The organism is Cupriavidus lacunae (genome assembly GCF_003353055.1).
Lineage (GTDB): Bacteria > Pseudomonadota > Gammaproteobacteria > Burkholderiales > Burkholderiaceae > Cupriavidus > Cupriavidus lacunae.
On sequence record NZ_QKWJ01000006.1, the window covers coordinates 182,969 to 197,996 of the forward strand.

Consider the following 15,028-nt stretch of genomic DNA (forward strand, 5'->3'; position numbering starts at 1 on the left):
TGGCGCACTCGCGGCCCCTTCCGGCAAACCGCCGCAAAAGCTTACAGCGGCGGAGAGATCCAGTACGGGTCGCGCCCGTAATACTCGTGCAGCGACCTGCCCCACTGCGGGTCGGCCATGGTGGGCCAGCTGTCCTTGTTGAAGCCGGGCGCGGACTTGATCCGGTCCGCGGTCACGGCGATCCGGAAGCACTTCTCGTCGGTGTCCATGACCAGCGCATTCCACGGGATGGCGTGCAGTGTATCGCCCATGCCGAGGAAGCCGCCACTGGTCAGCACCGCATAAGCGATGCGGCCGTGCGGCACGTCCAGCATGATCTCGGAGATCTTGCCGACATGCTCGCCATCGGACGAATATGTCTTGGTGCCATCCAGGCTGGATGCCGCCATCACTTCCGGGCCCGGGCCTTCGCCCACGCCGGAACCGACGATGGCCGCGCCTTCACTGCTGGGGGGGTGGTTTTGCATGCTGTGCTCCTTGTCGCAAGACGGTGGAATGCATGGCATGCGCAATGACCATGCCTGCGCTGTTTGTGGCGCGGGGGCGCACGGGGTTGTCATTGCGGGAAGGCTGCGCTGGTAATTCCTTCGCGGGGCTTGCAAAAACAACGCGTCAGCGCAGGCGCTACGGCGTGGTTGCCGCCGCCAAGGTCTTCATCGCCCTTCAGGCCGAAGCGGCTGCCGACCATGCCGCCCGAGACCAGCGCGGCCTGGTCGTTGTGTTGGCCATCCAGGTTGGAGGTGTAGCGCACGGCGGAGCTGACGATACCGTATACGGTCACGCCTGGCTCGGCGTGGGCGTTGGTGCCGGTGAGGGCTGCGACGGGCAAAAGCCCGGCCGCCAGCAGCCAGTGGCAGGCTGTCTTGTTCGTGGATTTCCTCCGGAAGTCCGACCCGCACCGGTGCTTGCGGCGCGCCGGCGCGGATCCGTCAGGCCGATGGCCTGCGGGTTCCAGTCCCGCGCGGGGCACGCGGGTCGTCATCGCAGCGGATGCGCGGGGCCCGGGCGAAGGTCGAAGCGGGCGGCGATGCCTGGTTGGCGGCGAATGCCGGCAGTACTGCCGGGCAAGCCTTGAGCAGCGCCGGTTGCCGGCGCCACGGGAGCGGCCCGAGGGCCATTGAGCGGGTTCGCCGGCGCCCACTTCGGGAAGTGTATCGGCCAGGGCCGACATGACTTGGAAGGCATGTTCCGGGTCGTCCCCGGTGCGGCGAACAGGCGGTAGTTTACCTGCATTGCGCCAACGCCCCGGAAAAGTGCGCCATCAAGCGCAGCGAGGTAGGGCGGCAAAGACGCTGGACATGAGCCCGGCCGCGGGCGCGAATGGCGCGATCAGCTGCTGGCGGCGGTAGCCGGCACGTCGCGCGACAGGCCGAGAATCCAGTTGCGGAATGCCGCCAGCGCCTCTGACTCGGGACGCCCTTCCGGATAGGCGAAGTAGTAGCCCTGCTGCTCGTCCAGCATGCCCGCCAGCGGGATCACCAGTTGGCCGGTCTGCAGTTCGCGCTCGATCAGCAGGCGCGGCGCCAGGCCGATGCCAAGCCCGGCCGCCGCGGCCGCCGTCATCATGGTGAAGAGTTCGTAGCGCGGCCCGCGCGAGGCGGCCAGGTCATATGCCCAGCCCTGCGCCGCATACCAGTCGCGCCAGGCATTGGCGCGCGTGCTCAGGTGCAGGTGGCGGCAGCGCGCCAGGCTGGCGGCGTCGGTCACGGGATGCTCGGCCAGGAACGCGGGGCTGCACACCGGCACCATGCCGCCTTCGCGGAAAATCACGCCCCCGCGCGTGCCCGGCCAGAACTGGTCGCCAAAGTAGATCGCCGCGTCATAGGCGCACTCCTGGAACGAGAACGGCTGCGAGCGCGCCGACAGGTTGACCGTCACGTTGGGATGGCGCCGGGCGAAGTCCGGCAGGCGCGGGATCAGCCATTGGGTGGCAAAGGTGGGCACCACCGCCAGCTCCAGCGTGTAGCCCATGGCGCGGCCGGTGGTGATCTCCAGCGTGTCGCGCTGCAGATGGTCCAGGTGCCGGCGAATGCGCGCGGCGTACTCGCGCCCGGTATCGGTCAGCACCAGGCGCCGGCGCACGCGCGTGAACAGCGCCACGCCCAGGCGCTGCTCCAGCTGTGCCACCTGCCGTCCCACCGCGCTGTGCGTCAGCGCCAGCTCGGCGGCGGCGCGGGTAAAGCTGCCCAGCCGTGCCGAGGCTTCGAAGGCCTGCAGCGCGCCCAGGTTGGGGATGTCGTTTCTCATGGGACGGCGGGGGAAGGAAGGCCGACAGTATAAACAGCGCCGCCAGCCTGCACCGTCAGACGGCACCGCTGTCCCGATCGTGCGCCGCACGCACAACGTTGTGCGCAATGCGCGCTTGTGCGGGCCATGGGGACGCCCCTATCCTGCCCTGCGGATCGGCGCCAGCCCGGCTGCCTTCCCAGTGCTCACCTGTCTGCGCCCATGACCTCCAATATCTCCACGCTCCTCACCGCCAATGTCGGCGCCGCCCGCGCCGCGCAACTGCTCGCGCTGGTCACCTTGCCCGCGGCGCTGCCGCAAGGCCAGCAGGGCCGCGCCCCCCGCGCGGAAATTGCCCAGGCCCTGAACATGGTGCTGTTCGGCGGCATCCTCGAGCGCGTGCCGACCGGCCGCGCCTACACCGACGACGTCGCCGCCGCCGGTGGCCAGGTCACCTTCGACCACGGCGCGCTGCGCACGGTGAAATGGCGCGACAACGGCGCGCTGCCCGAAGGCGAGGCCGCCTTCACCCGCATCCTGCGCCCGCTCGGCTACGTGCTCAACGGCACCTATCCGCTGGACCGGATCGGCATGACCGGCCGCTCGTATGCGCATGCCGACGCGCCTGAGGAAATCGCCCAGTTCTTCCTCAGCGAATTCCATCCTGAACGCTTCAGCGAAGGCTTCCGCATTGCGGTCAGCCGCGTCACCGGCACCTCGACCGACCCGCTCACGCCGCGCGCGCAGACCCTGCTGTGGCAACTGGAACGCGACGGCGCGCTGGACCTCGCCGACGGCGCCGAGCTGGTCGGCCTGCTGGTGCCGTGCTTCGAGCGCCAGCACGCCACGCCGAGCCTGGCGGACTATGAAACGCTGCTGAACGAATCGGCCGAGATGGCCTGGATCGCCACCGAGGGCAACGCCTTCAACCACGCCACCGACCGCGTCGACGACGTGTTCGCGCTGGCCGAGCTGCAGAAGCAGCTGGGCCGGCCGATGAAGGACAAAGTGGAAGTCTCGCGCAGCGGCCGCGTCAGGCAGACCGCGTTCCGTGCGGATACGGTGCGCCGCACCTTTGTCGGCGCACAGGGCGAGCCGGTGGAGCGGGACGTGCCGGGATCGTTCTACGAGTTCATCACGCGCGACCGCTTTGCCGAAGCAGCGGCCGCGCCGCAGCGCTATGACCTGGGGTTTGATGCGGGCAATGCGCAGGGGATCTTCAAGATGACGGCGGCGGCTTGCTGAGGTGGTGAAGGGGGAGGGTGCGGGCGCGTGGATGCGCCGGCCCTCTTCCCCGGCCCCTCTCCCGCTTGTGGGAAAGGGGAGCAAACCTTCGTTACCCCACCCGCTTCGCCGATATCACCGCCTCGGCCACATTGGCCGGCGCCTCCGCATAGTGCTTGAACTCCATCGTGAAGGTCGCGCGCCCCTGCGTCAGCGAGCGCAGCGTGGTGGAGTAGCCGAACATGGTCGCCAGGGGCACCTCGGCGCGCACGATCTTGCCGCCGCCGCCGGCGATGTCTTCGATGCCGTGCACCATGCCGCGCCGCGAGGACAAGTCGCCCATCACGTTGCCGGTGAATTCCTCGGGCGTTTCCACTTCGACCGCCATCATCGGCTCCAGCAGCGCGGGCCTGGCGCGGCGCATGCCTTCCTTGAACGCCATCGAGCCGGCCATGCGGAATGCGTTTTCGTTCGAGTCCACGTCGTGGTACGAGCCGAACACCAGCGTGGCCTTGATGTCGACCACCGGGTAGCCGGCCAGCACGCCCGACAGCAGAGTCTCGCGGATGCCCTTGTCCACCGCGGGGATGAACTCGCGCGGCACCACGCCGCCCTTGATGGCATCGACGAACTCATAGCCGCCGCCATGCGGCTTCGGTTCCAGATTGAGGACCACGTGGCCGTACTGGCCGCGTCCGCCCGACTGCTTGATGAACTTGCCTTCGACGTCCTTGACCGGCTGGCGGATGGTTTCGCGGTAGGCCACCTGCGGCTTGCCGACCGAGGCTTCCACGCCGAACTCGCGCCGCATGCGGTCGACCAGGATTTCCAGGTGCAGCTCGCCCATGCCGGAGATGATGGTCTGCCCGGATTCCTCGTCCGTGGTCACGCGGAAGGACGGGTCCTCCTGGGCAAGGCGGTTCAGCGCAATGCCCATCTTCTCCTGGTCGGCCTTGGTCCTGGGCTCGACTGCCTGCGAGATCACCGGTTCCGGGAAGCTCATGCGTTCAAGGATGATGACCTTGTCGGGATCGCACAGCGTGTCGCCCGTGGTCGCTTCCTTCAGGCCAACGGCCGCGGCGATGTCGCCGGCGCGCACTTCCTTGATCTCCTGGCGCACATTGGCGTGCATCTGCAGGATGCGGCCCAGGCGCTCGCGCTTGCTCTTGAGCGGGTTGTAGACGGCGTCGCCGGATTTGACCACGCCCGAATAGACGCGGAAAAAGATCAGCTGGCCGACGAAGGGGTCGGTCATGATCTTGAACGCCAGGGCGGCGAACGGCTCTTCGTCGTTGGGATGGCGTTCGGCCTTGCGGTCGTCCTCGGTATGGCCGAGGATGGCTGGCACGTCGGCGGGCGACGGCAGGTAGTCGATGACCGCATCCAGCATGCTCTGCACGCCCTTGTTCTTGAAGGCGCTGCCGCACAGCATTGGCACGATCTCGTTGGCGATGGTGCGCTTGCGCAGGCCCTGCTTGATCTGCGCCTCGGTCAGCGGCTCGCCTGACAGGTATTGGTTGAGCAGGGTCTCGTCGGCCTCGGCCGCGGCCTCGACCATCTTGTCGCGCCATTCCTGCGCGGTGGTCACGAGATCGGCCGGAATCTCCTGGTATTCGAAGCGCACGCCCTGGCTGGCGTCGTCCCAGACGATGGCCTTCATCTTGACCAGGTCGATCACGCCCTGGAAATGGTCCTCGGCGCCCAGCGGGATCTGGATCGGCACGGCGCGGCCCTTGAGGCGGTCGGCGATCTGCGTCTGCACGCGGAAGAAGTCGGCGCCGACGCGGTCCATCTTGTTGACGAAGGCAATGCGCGGCACCGCGTACTTGTTGGCCTGGCGCCAGACGGTCTCGGACTGCGGCTGCACGCCGCCGACGGCGTCGTAGACCATGCAGGCGCCGTCCAGCACGCGCATGGAGCGCTCGACTTCGATGGTGAAGTCGACGTGTCCCGGCGTATCGATGATGTTGATGCGGTGTTCGGGGTAGTTGCCGGCCATGCCCTTCCAGAAGGCCGTGGTGGCGGCCGACGTGATGGTGATGCCGCGCTCCTGCTCCTGCTCCATCCAGTCCATGGTGGCCGCGCCATCGTGCACTTCGCCCAGCTTGTGGTTGACGCCCGTATAGAACAGGATCCGTTCGGTCGTCGTGGTCTTGCCGGCGTCGATATGCGCGCTGATGCCGATATTGCGGTAGCGCTCAATGGGGGTCTTGCGAGGCACAGTGTTCTCCATGGATGAAACACGCTGGAATAGAGTAGCACCACTGGCGGTTTCCCGTTGTCCCTGTCGTGTGCAGGGGCACGCAGCCCGCGGCGGCGCCGCGCGTCTGAGGCCGGCCTAGGACTTTCGCTGCAGCCGATGCGGATTCCTCCCATCCTGCGCGCGCTTGCGGCTCCCTATACTGGCGTGGCATCGCGCCCCGGCGTGCGCCGCCCCGGCTATTCCATGCCTGTTTGGGGATGCTTCCTCAGCCGATGCTTCCTCGAACCACGGACCCGCGCATGACAACCATCCTGATCGTTGATGACCATCCGGCGATGCGGCTGGTGCTCCGGCACCACCTTTTGCAGCTGCTTGGCGTCGACGAGGTGATCGAGGCGGACAACGGGCAATGTGCCATCGAGATGGTGCGCGCGCGTACGCCCGACCTGGTGCTGCTCGACCTCGACATCCCGCGCTCCAGCGGGCTGGACGTGGCGCCGCGCCTGCGGGTGATCCATCCGCAGGTGCGCATCCTGGTGGTGACGGCGCTGGACCCGGCGGTGTTCGTTAGCCGGTCGTGGCAGGCCGGCGCGCAAGGCTTCGTCAGCAAGACGCAGGACATCAAGGAGATCCTGCGCGCGGTCGAGGCGGTGCTGGCCGGCTACACGGTCTTCCCGGTGCTGGGCCGCGGCGGTGCGCCGCGCCAGTCCATGTCGGCCGACGACGAGATGCTGCGGCGGCTGTCCGACAAGGAACTGGTGGTGCTGCAGATGCTGGCGCGCGGCATGTCGTACAAGGCCATCAGCGCCAGCCTCTTTATCAGCAACAAGACCGTCAGCAGCTACAAGGCCCGCATCATGGGCAAGCTGCAGGTGTCGTCGCTGGTGGAACTGGTCGACTTTGCGCGCCGGTGCCGGCTGACGCCATAGCGGCCAGGACGCCGGGCTTCATTCCTTATTGGACATCGTATGACGTGGCGGACAAGGCAGTTAGCCCGGCGTGCGGGGCTCGCCTCAGCCCTGCGCGCCGGCCGAACCTGAAGCCTTGCGCAGCCGCTCGCGGCTGTTGGTCAGGTGCATGCGCATGGCCGCCTTGGCGCCGTCCGGGTCGCGGCGCTCGATCGCGTCGTAGATATTCTCGTGCTCGATGCTGACGCGTTCCAGGTACTGCACACGCTCGGGCGTGCTGACTTGCAAGCGGCTGCGCGGGATCACCATGGTGCCCAGGTGGCCCATGACGTCGGTGAAATAGCGGTTGCCGGTGGCGCGCGCGATGGCCAGGTGGAAGGCGAAGTCGCTTTCCACGGCGTCATTGCCGGCGCCGGCGCTGCGCTTGAGTTCATCCAGCGCCTGGCGCATCGCGGCCAGTTGCTCGTCGGTACGGCGCGTTGCGGCCAGGCCCGCGGCCTCGGCTTCCAGGCTGACGCGGAATTCCAGCATCGCCATCACATCCATCGCCGTGCCCAGCGCGTCCGGCCCGATGCGGAAGGGCGAGGGCGCTTCGGCCGCGCGCGCCAGCACGAAGGTGCCGATGCCGTGGCGTGTCTCCACCAGGCCGCTCGCCTGCAGCCGCGACAGGGCTTCCCGCACCACGGTGCGGCTGACTCCCATCGACGCCATGATCTCTGACTCCGTCGGCAGCTTGTCGCCGGGTTTGAGGCGGCCCTGGAAGATCTCTTCGCCGAGGGCTTGCACCACTTCCTCGGCAAGCGTGCGGCCACGGCGGCGCAGCGGGAGGGGCGTGACGGGCGGGGCGGATTGGGCGTTCGGCATGGCGTGTGCGTACGAATACGGGCGGGGTTTCCCGGACTTGACCGGTTCGAGATGGCCTCATTATACTGGGTTATCAGTCATACGATGACAGATAACATACGCAGCAACGATATGGGTGGAAGAAGCGGCGCCCGCCAGAGGAAATGCCGGGCCTGGGCGCACGTGGCGATGCCGCCGGCCGGCCCCGCCGTCATCGGCTTGTCAGGCTCATCCTATAAAAACACTGCAGGAGACAACGATGTACACATTCCAACGCCAGGGCGCCCTGCGCCTGCACCACTGGCTGGGCGCCTTCGTGCTCGGATCAGCTTTCACGGTGGCGGCCCTGACCGTCAGCCCCACCGCAGCCGCCGCGACGCAGGACTGGCCGCAACGCCCGGTATCGGTCGTGGTGCCGTTCCCGCCGGGCGGCTCCAGCGACGCCATCGCGCGCATGCTGACCGTGCCGCTCAATGAAAAGCTGGGCCAGCCCTTCGTCATCGACAACCGCCCCGGCGCGACCGGCGCCATCGGCGCCACCTATGTCAAGCGCGCGCCGGCGGACGGCTACACCATGATGGTGGCGTCGATCGGCGTCTATGCGGTGAACCCGTTCCTGCAGAAGAACCTTGGCTATGACCCGGTCACGGACTTCGACCTGCTGACCGTGGCGGTGCGCGCGTCCAACGTGCTGGTGGCCAATCCGCAGTTCCCGGCCAGCACGCTGCAGGAACTGGTGGCCTACATGAAGAAGAACCCCGGCAAAGTCAGCTTTGCCTCGTCCGGCGCGGGCTCGTCCGACCACCTGACCGCGGCGCTGTTCTGGCAGAAGAGCGGCACCGACGGCCTGCATGTTCCCTACAAGGGCGGTAGCCCGGCCATCAGCGACCTGCTGGCCGGCCAGGTCGACGTGTCGTTCCAGAACATCAACGCCGTGCTGCAGCACATCCGCGCCGGCAAGCTCAAGGCGATGGCGGTGACCTCCGACAAGCGCTTGCCGGTGCTGCCCAATGTGCCGACCATGGCCGAGGCTGGCGTCAAGGATGTGGAGGTGTACTCGTGGCAGGGCGTGGCCGCGCCGCGCGGCCTGCCGCCCGAGGTGAAGAGCCGCCTGCATGGTGCGCTGGTGTCCTCGCTGAACGACCCGAAGATGCGACAGAAGCTGTCCGAGAACGGTTTCGAGGTGGTGGCCAACACTCCTGAGCAGTTCCATCAGTTTGAGGCGCAGGAGTTGCTGCGGTGGAAGACCGTGATCGAGAAGGGGAAGATCGCGTTGGACTGAAGGCACCGTGCTGAGCCTGCACACCGAGGCAGGGTTGTGGGTCGGGTTCGATGTTGTCGTAGGATTAAGCGCCTGGTTCCGCCCTGCTGGGCGGGTCACTTTTTGTCCGAGCGACAAAAAGTAACCAAAAAGCGCGTCGCCTCAGGCGGCTGGCCATCCATTCCTCGGTGTTGGTGGTTCAAACGGCGGTGATTTCCATTTGGCGTGGTTGGCCGTTCGGGCCTGCTACGCACCCTGTCTGTGCCCACATCAACGGACTATTGGACGAACCCGACTTTAGGCTGTAGGCAGCCTGCTAAGTACCGCGTCGGTGGGACGCCTTCGGCTGCGCTTCGCGCCGGCCCTAACGTGGCAGGCGGACGGCCACGTCCTGATTTGCGCTCTTTTTTTTGGGGCTCGGCATCCCGACCGCGCCGTGCGAGCGCAGCGACGCACTCCGTGCCCGAGCACCCGACCTACGATACTGAGTGCGCGCAGCGCAGCCGAAGGCGTCCCACCGATGACCTCGTTAGCAGGCTGCCAATAGCCTAAAGTCGGGTTCGTCCAATAGTCCGTCGACGTAGGCACCGGACAGGGAGCGTACCTGGGTAGAACGGCCAACCACGCCAAACGGCAAGCACCGCCGCCCGAACCACCCCCACCACCAAATTGATGGCCAGCCGCCAGAGGCGACGCGTTTTTTGGTTACTTTTTGTCGCTCGGACAAAAAGTGACCCGCCCAGCAGGGCGGAACCAGGCGGTTAAACCTACGACAACATCGAACCCGACCCACATCCCCAAGCCAACGAGCAAAGAGCCCCGCCGGCCACGCCGGCGAAACAGCCCACGCCTGCCAAGAGCGACAACTCGCGATGGCCCCCCCGCTTGCTCCCACCGAATAGCGTAGTTCTACGCCATCTCCGAACAGTAGTAGTACGCCTTACGCCGGCCCAGGCATCTCGTGAGAATCGAGTGCCGGGCATTGCCACTTCTGCGACAACTTTCCCGGAGACATCAGACATACGGAAGACGCCTGACGCGTCCGCTGCAACGAACAGAACCCATACAGGAGACCCCACGCCATGAGCAAAGTGCATCCGACCGAGGCGACCGCCGCTCCGCCGTCCTGGACCGGTGTCGTGCGATACCTTCACCTGACGCCGCGAGCATTGCTTCCGATGAAGTCGTTCGAACAGCTCACGCTCGTCGCGGGTCGTGGGATCGAAGGCGACCGGTACATTCTTGGCCACGAGGCAGGCTCCTACTCGCACATGCCGGACGAGGGGCGGCAGATCACCGTCTTCGAGATCGAGACACTCGAGGCGCTCGCCCGGGACTGCAAGATCTCGCTCTACCCTGAAGAGCATCGGCGCAATGTGACTGTGCAAGGGGTTCCTCTGAACCACCTGGTGGGCCGGCAGTTCTGGCTCGGCGAAACGCTGCTGGAGGCGCTACGCCTGTCAACGCCATGGCGGCACATCGAGAAGGCCCTCGGCAAGGCAGTCTTCGAACCGCTCATCAATCGTGCCGGTCTCAACTGCAAGATCGTGAAGGGCGGGATCGTTCGAGTCGGTGACATTGTCAGGGCCGCGTGATGGCAAAGCCAATCAAGACCGTGGCGGTCGTCGTAACCAGCATCGACGAGCCGTCGCCAGGCGTCAAGCGCTACGTGCTCGCTGATCCCGACGGCTGGCAACTGCCTGCATTCCGGCTTGGTGCGCACATCGACGTGCACTTCGAGGGAAAGCTTGTCCGCACGTATTCGCTTTGCAACGCGCTGAGCGACGATGCTCGTTACGTTATCGCGGTCAAGCGCGATCCCGCGGGTCGCGGTGGCTCGCGCTACATGCATGACGAGCTGCAGGTGGGCGCGCGAATCGGGGTCTCGCTCCCGCGCAGCGGCATCCGCACCAGCGACAGCGCAATGAACGTGTTCGTTGCCGGCGGCATCGGCATCACGCCGTTCATTTCGGCCATCCGGGACCTGGAGGAGCGAGGACGGACCAACTACGTTCTTCACTGGTCCAGCATGGGAGAGCCCAGCCTGTCGGACATGCTCGGTCCGGCGCTCGAAGGCGGCAGGGTGCGCCTCTACAACACCCTGGTTGAGTCGAAGCCTGACATCCCGGTCATCGTCGGCGCGCACGGATCCGAAGCGCTCGCGTATTGCTGTGGACCAGCGGGAATGCTGGAAGCATTCGAGAGCGCGGTCGCGCACTGGCTCGATGAGCGCAAGCACATCGAATGTTTCACGCCTCCGAAGCTCGCCATGGATGGCTCGGCGGTGCCCTACACTGTGGTTCTCGCCAAGAGCGGCAAGGAAATGGTAGTGGCGCCGGAGCTGGGCTTGCTCGGCACCCTCGAAGAGCTCGAGGTTGACGTAACGGTGTCGTGCGTTGGTGGGATCTGCGGCGCATGCCGGACACCCTGGATCGAAGGCCCTCCCCGTCCACCGCGACCGCGTCCTGACGGCCGCCGAACGCGAGCGGGAAGTGATCGTGTGCGTCGCCGGCTGCGCTGGCAAGCGCGACCAGCACTTGCTTGGCTCGTCCCGCGAGGAGACGACCTGCGTGGGGCCTCGGCTCACGCTCAGCAGTACATCAGTTCAAAAAAATACGGAGACAAGACAATGAATGACTATGCCGGTGAAATTCACCGCCCTTCCGTGGCGGCACGCCTTGAGCGCCTGCCGCTGACCAGCTACCAGCGCTCGCTGTTCGCCATCATCGCCACCGCCTGGTTCTTCGACGCGATGGACGTGGGCATGATGACGTTCGTGCTCGGCTCCATCAAGACAGAGTTCGGGCTCACGGCAGTGCAGACCGGCTTGCTTGGCAGCAGCAGTTTCGTCGGCATGTTCTTTGGCGCGGCGATCGCGGGCATGATGGCCGATAAGTTCGGGCGCAGGCCGGTGTTCCAGCTGAGCATGATCGTCTGGGGCGTGGGCAGCCTCTTGTGCGGCCTGTCCGACAGCGTCAATGCGCTGATGGCCTGCCGCGTGCTGCTCGGCTTCGGCATGGGCATGGAGTTTCCGATCGGCCTCGCGATGGTGTCGGAAATCCTTCCCGCCAGAAGCCGGGGCCGTTACGTCGCTATCCTGGAAGGCTTCTGGCCGCTCGGCTTCATTGCCGCCGGCGTCACGGCCTACTGCCTCCTGCCGGTGATCGGCTGGCGCGGCATCTTCATCGCGCTGGCGGTGCCTGCCGTCTTCGTCTTCATCGTGCGTCGCGGGGTGCCAGAATCGCCGCGCTGGCTGGAGGGTGCCGGCCGGCACTACGAGGCAGAATCCGTGATCAGTGGCTTTGAGCGCCGCGTGCTACTCGCGTCAGGACAACGCGAACTGCCGCCGGTCAGCCACGTCGGTTTCCCGGAGGCGAAGACCAGCGGCCGCACCGCGTTTGCCGAACTGTGGCATGGTGTCTACGCAAAGCGCACGCTGATGCTCTGGTTGCTGTGGCTGTTCGCGCTGCTCGGCTACTACGGCCTGACCACCTGGCTCTGCGCGCTGCTGCAGCACGCTGGCTACGCAGTCACCAAGTCGGTGCTGTACACCGTGCTGATCTCGCTGGCCGGCATTCCGGGCTTCATCTTCTCGGCCTGGCTGCTCGAGGCCTGGGGCCGCAAGCCCACCTGCGTGCTGATGCTGCTCGGCAGTGCCGTCGCCGCCTACTTCTATGGCCAGGCGGCGGCCACCCAGGCGAGCGTTGCGCACCTGATCGCCGCGGGACTTGCGATGCAGTTCTTCTTGTTCGGCATGTGGTCGGTGCTCTATGCCTATACCCCGGAGCTCTATCCGACCCGTTCGCGCGCCACCGGCGCCGGCTTCGCATCGTCGATCGGGCGGATCGGTTCCCTGACGGGGCCCTACATCGTCGGTGTCCTGCTGCCGATCACCGGGCAAGCCGGCATCTTCACGCTGGGTGCCGCATCCTTCGTCGTGGCAGCGCTCGTCGTGCTGACACTCGGCGCCGAGACCAAGGGGCAATCGCTGGAGGCGCTGTCCCACTGAGCTTGCGCGTACTGGTAGACCTGCGGCTGGTGGTCTTCCCATTGATAGAGGAGTATTGGCATCACGATTCCTGTTCTCCTGTGGGATTCTTCAATCGACTTCTCCTCGTTTAGGGTGTAAGCCTATTGAGGCGAAGCCTTGAAGGTCCATGGGAGATGTCTGAACGTGTGGGTGGAATCTTCAGATTGCCAGGATGTGATGTTGTCGGACAACGTAGGTCGAACACTGCACCCGGCGGCGCGCCGTGTTGTCAGGAATTTTGAAACACCCATGCAAAGCTGCCGCTGCACGGACCCCGGGCGGCTGGCACACTGGCGTCCTGAACTAATGGGGAGTGCGCGGTGGGAGAGTTACAGGCCTTGCTGGAACACCACGGGCTGATGCTGGTGTTCCTGAACGTGCTGGTCGAGCAGGCCGGGTTGCCGGTGCCGGCGTACCCGATGCTGTTCGTCGCCGGCGCGCTGGGCGTGCAGGAGACCGGGCCGTCGATCGGCGCGGTGCTGGCAGCGGTCATCTTTGCCTGCCTGCTTGCCGACACCGGCTGGTACTTCGCCGGGCGCCGGCTGGGGCAGCCGATGCTGCGCACCATCTGCCGGGTGTCGATTTCGCAGGATTCGTGCATCCGCCAGACCCAGTCGCTGTACCTGCGCGTGGGACCGCGCTCGCTGGTGATCGCCAAGCTGCTGCCCGGCGCCGGCGCTTTGTCGACCGCCATGGCCGGCATGACGGGCACGCCACTGACGGTGTTCCTGTTCTATGACGCCATCGGCGCACTGGTGTGGGCCGGCAGCGCCTTGCTGATCGGCGTGGTGTTCAGTGACTTTATCGATGCCATCCTGGAGGCGTTCAGCGCCTATGGGCATATGGCGGTGGTGGCGCTGGGGGTAGTGTTCGCGCTGTTCCTGGCGTGGCGCTGGTGGCGCCGGTTCCGGCTGCTGCGCCGCACGCGTCACGTGCCGCGCATGACCGTGGATGAACTGGAATCGCGCCGGCAGGCCGGCAGCCTGCCAGTGGTGATCGACGTGCGCGCGCACGGTGACACGCCGATGGAGCGCATCCCCGGCTCGATGGTGCTGGACATGCAGGGCGCGCTCGACAGCCTGGACGCGCTGGGCGTGCCGCATGCCGAGGCCGACATCGTGGTCTATTGCGCCTGCCCCAATGAGCTGTCTGCCGCGCTGCTGGCCGAGCGCCTGCGCGCGGCCGGCTACCCCAAGACCTGGGCGCTGGCCGGCGGCTTCGACGAATGGAAGCGGCGCCACGGCGGCGCCGCCCCGACCGAGGCGGCCAACCAGCCAGGCCCGGCCGAAGCTGCCTGAGCCGGCCGGGCCGCCGGCGCTGCGCTCAGCGCTTGCCCGCGGTCTGGAACACCGACAGGTCCGGGTAGACCGCGCGGATCTTCTGCCACTCGGCGGTGTTGAAGAACTGGCACTTGCCGGCGCCGAAGCGCTTGGACACCTCCACGCAGAAGCGCACCGCTTCGGCGATGTCGATCTCATGGTTGGCCGATGTCGCGCTGCCCGACACCACCGACTGCACCGTCACCGCCACGCCGACCACCGGCGCCCGGGTGGCCACGTGCGGCTGCATGATGCTGTTGAAGTGGTACAGGCCGTTGTGGTACGGCGTGATGTCCTGTTGGGAGACCGGAAAGGTCACCGCCGGGCAGCCGGTGGTGGATTCCATGGTCGCCACCAGGTCCGGCGCCACGCGCAGGATGTAGCCCTGCATCGCCGTCGGCGAGATCGCAAAGCCGCGGTGCTTGATGATGCTGTTGCCCTTGGACGCGTCGATCGACAGGATTGCGTCCATCTCCGGCAGCACCTGGTAGTCGTTCATGGTGTCGGACGAGACCGGCATGCCCATGAACGGCACCGGGTCGTGCGGCTGCATCGAGACATTGGTCGACAGATGCGTGGTCACGATCACGTCGCCCACCAGATGGTCGCCGCGCGCCTTCATCTGCGCCAGCTTGAGCGCCACCGCCAGGCAGCCGATCGGGCCGTCGGCATCAGACACCAGCCCCACCAGTTCCGGACGCGCGCCGATGGCGCCGTTGCGGCCGATCACGCCCAGCGTCGGCGCACTGCCGCCGCCGCGCTTGCCCGCGGTGCCGGGGATCACGATGGTGATGAAGTCGGTGGTGTTGGCCGTGTTCTCGGGCGGGGCGTTGTGGATCGTGGTGACTTCCACGCTCACGCCGGCGCCCGCGTAGGGCGCGAACAGTTCGCTGACGACCGCACCGTTGGCGTGCGGGCTGTCCAGGGCTTCGTGAATGACCAGCGTCTGCTGCAGGGCCATGGCTTTCTCCAAAGGATGTGCCCTGCCCGCGCGGCGCGGCCAGGGCGTCTACA

Annotated in this window: 11 protein-coding genes and 1 pseudogene; 6 read left to right on the forward strand and 6 right to left on the reverse strand. The window is 66.5% G+C overall.

What is annotated here, in order from left to right:
• Nucleotides 1-41: 41 nt before the first annotated feature.
• The 3 genes and pseudogenes from DN412_RS08050 to DN412_RS08060 all read right to left on the reverse strand — a co-directional run bounded on the left by DN412_RS08050 (nucleotide 42) and on the right by DN412_RS08060 (nucleotide 2,247).
• Nucleotides 42-467: a PRC-barrel domain-containing protein gene (locus tag DN412_RS08050; protein WP_115014010.1), complete on the reverse strand. Its 426-nt coding sequence runs from the start codon at nucleotides 465-467 to the stop codon at nucleotides 42-44.
• Between the two features lie 158 nt (nucleotides 468-625).
• Nucleotides 626-847 (reverse strand): annotated as a pseudogene (locus DN412_RS44420) (porin); the annotation flags it as partial.
• Nucleotides 848-1,329: 482 nt separating this feature from the next.
• Nucleotides 1,330-2,247: a LysR substrate-binding domain-containing protein gene (locus DN412_RS08060; RefSeq protein WP_115014011.1), complete on the reverse strand. Its 918-nt coding sequence runs from the start codon at nucleotides 2,245-2,247 to the stop codon at nucleotides 1,330-1,332.
• A gap of 201 nt (nucleotides 2,248-2,448) precedes the next feature.
• Here DN412_RS08060 and DN412_RS08065 point away from each other — a divergent pair, with 201 nt between their 5' ends.
• On the forward strand, nucleotides 2,449-3,471 hold the full coding sequence (locus DN412_RS08065; RefSeq protein ID WP_115014012.1) for a DUF1338 domain-containing protein: 1,023 nt from the start codon (nucleotides 2,449-2,451) through the stop codon (nucleotides 3,469-3,471).
• 91 nt (nucleotides 3,472-3,562) lie between these two features.
• Here the strand turns inward: DN412_RS08065 and fusA are convergent, their stop codons facing one another.
• Nucleotides 3,563-5,671 (reverse strand): elongation factor G, encoded by a 2,109-nt coding sequence (fusA, locus tag DN412_RS08070; protein WP_115014013.1) that lies wholly within the window; start codon nucleotides 5,669-5,671, stop codon nucleotides 3,563-3,565.
• Between the two features lie 281 nt (nucleotides 5,672-5,952).
• On the opposite strand from fusA, the gene DN412_RS08075 reads away from it, so the two are divergent.
• Nucleotides 5,953-6,582: a response regulator transcription factor gene (locus DN412_RS08075; protein ID WP_115014014.1), complete on the forward strand. Its 630-nt coding sequence runs from the start codon at nucleotides 5,953-5,955 to the stop codon at nucleotides 6,580-6,582.
• An 84-nt stretch (nucleotides 6,583-6,666) separates the two neighbouring features.
• Here DN412_RS08075 and DN412_RS08080 read toward each other — a convergent pair whose 3' ends face one another.
• A complete protein-coding gene (locus DN412_RS08080; protein ID WP_115014015.1) occupies nucleotides 6,667-7,425 on the reverse strand; it encodes a FadR/GntR family transcriptional regulator in 759 nt (252 codons plus the stop codon).
• A gap of 238 nt (nucleotides 7,426-7,663) precedes the next feature.
• Here DN412_RS08080 and DN412_RS08085 point away from each other — a divergent pair, with 238 nt between their 5' ends.
• The 4 genes from DN412_RS08085 to DN412_RS08110 all read left to right on the forward strand — a co-directional run bounded on the left by DN412_RS08085 (nucleotide 7,664) and on the right by DN412_RS08110 (nucleotide 13,993).
• Nucleotides 7,664-8,686 carry a Bug family tripartite tricarboxylate transporter substrate binding protein gene (locus tag DN412_RS08085; RefSeq protein ID WP_115014016.1) on the forward strand — a complete coding sequence of 341 codons (1,023 nt, stop codon included), beginning with the start codon at nucleotides 7,664-7,666 and terminating at the stop codon, nucleotides 8,684-8,686.
• Nucleotides 8,687-9,747: 1,061 nt separating this feature from the next.
• On the forward strand, nucleotides 9,748-10,260 hold the full coding sequence (locus DN412_RS08095; protein WP_115014018.1) for an MOSC domain-containing protein: 513 nt from the start codon (nucleotides 9,748-9,750) through the stop codon (nucleotides 10,258-10,260).
• Nucleotides 10,261-11,294: 1,034 nt separating this feature from the next.
• Nucleotides 11,295-12,674, forward strand: coding sequence for an MFS transporter (locus DN412_RS08105; protein WP_115014019.1), 1,380 nt, complete (start codon nucleotides 11,295-11,297; stop codon nucleotides 12,672-12,674).
• A 341-nt stretch (nucleotides 12,675-13,015) separates the two neighbouring features.
• Nucleotides 13,016-13,993, forward strand: a complete 978-nt coding sequence (locus DN412_RS08110) for a DedA family protein/thiosulfate sulfurtransferase GlpE (protein WP_115014020.1) — start codon at nucleotides 13,016-13,018, stop codon at nucleotides 13,991-13,993.
• Nucleotides 13,994-14,018: 25 nt separating this feature from the next.
• Here DN412_RS08110 and DN412_RS08115 read toward each other — a convergent pair whose 3' ends face one another.
• Nucleotides 14,019-14,975 carry a DUF1177 domain-containing protein gene (locus DN412_RS08115; protein ID WP_115014021.1) on the reverse strand — a complete coding sequence of 319 codons (957 nt, stop codon included), beginning with the start codon at nucleotides 14,973-14,975 and terminating at the stop codon, nucleotides 14,019-14,021.
• Nucleotides 14,976-15,028 lie beyond the last annotated feature (53 nt).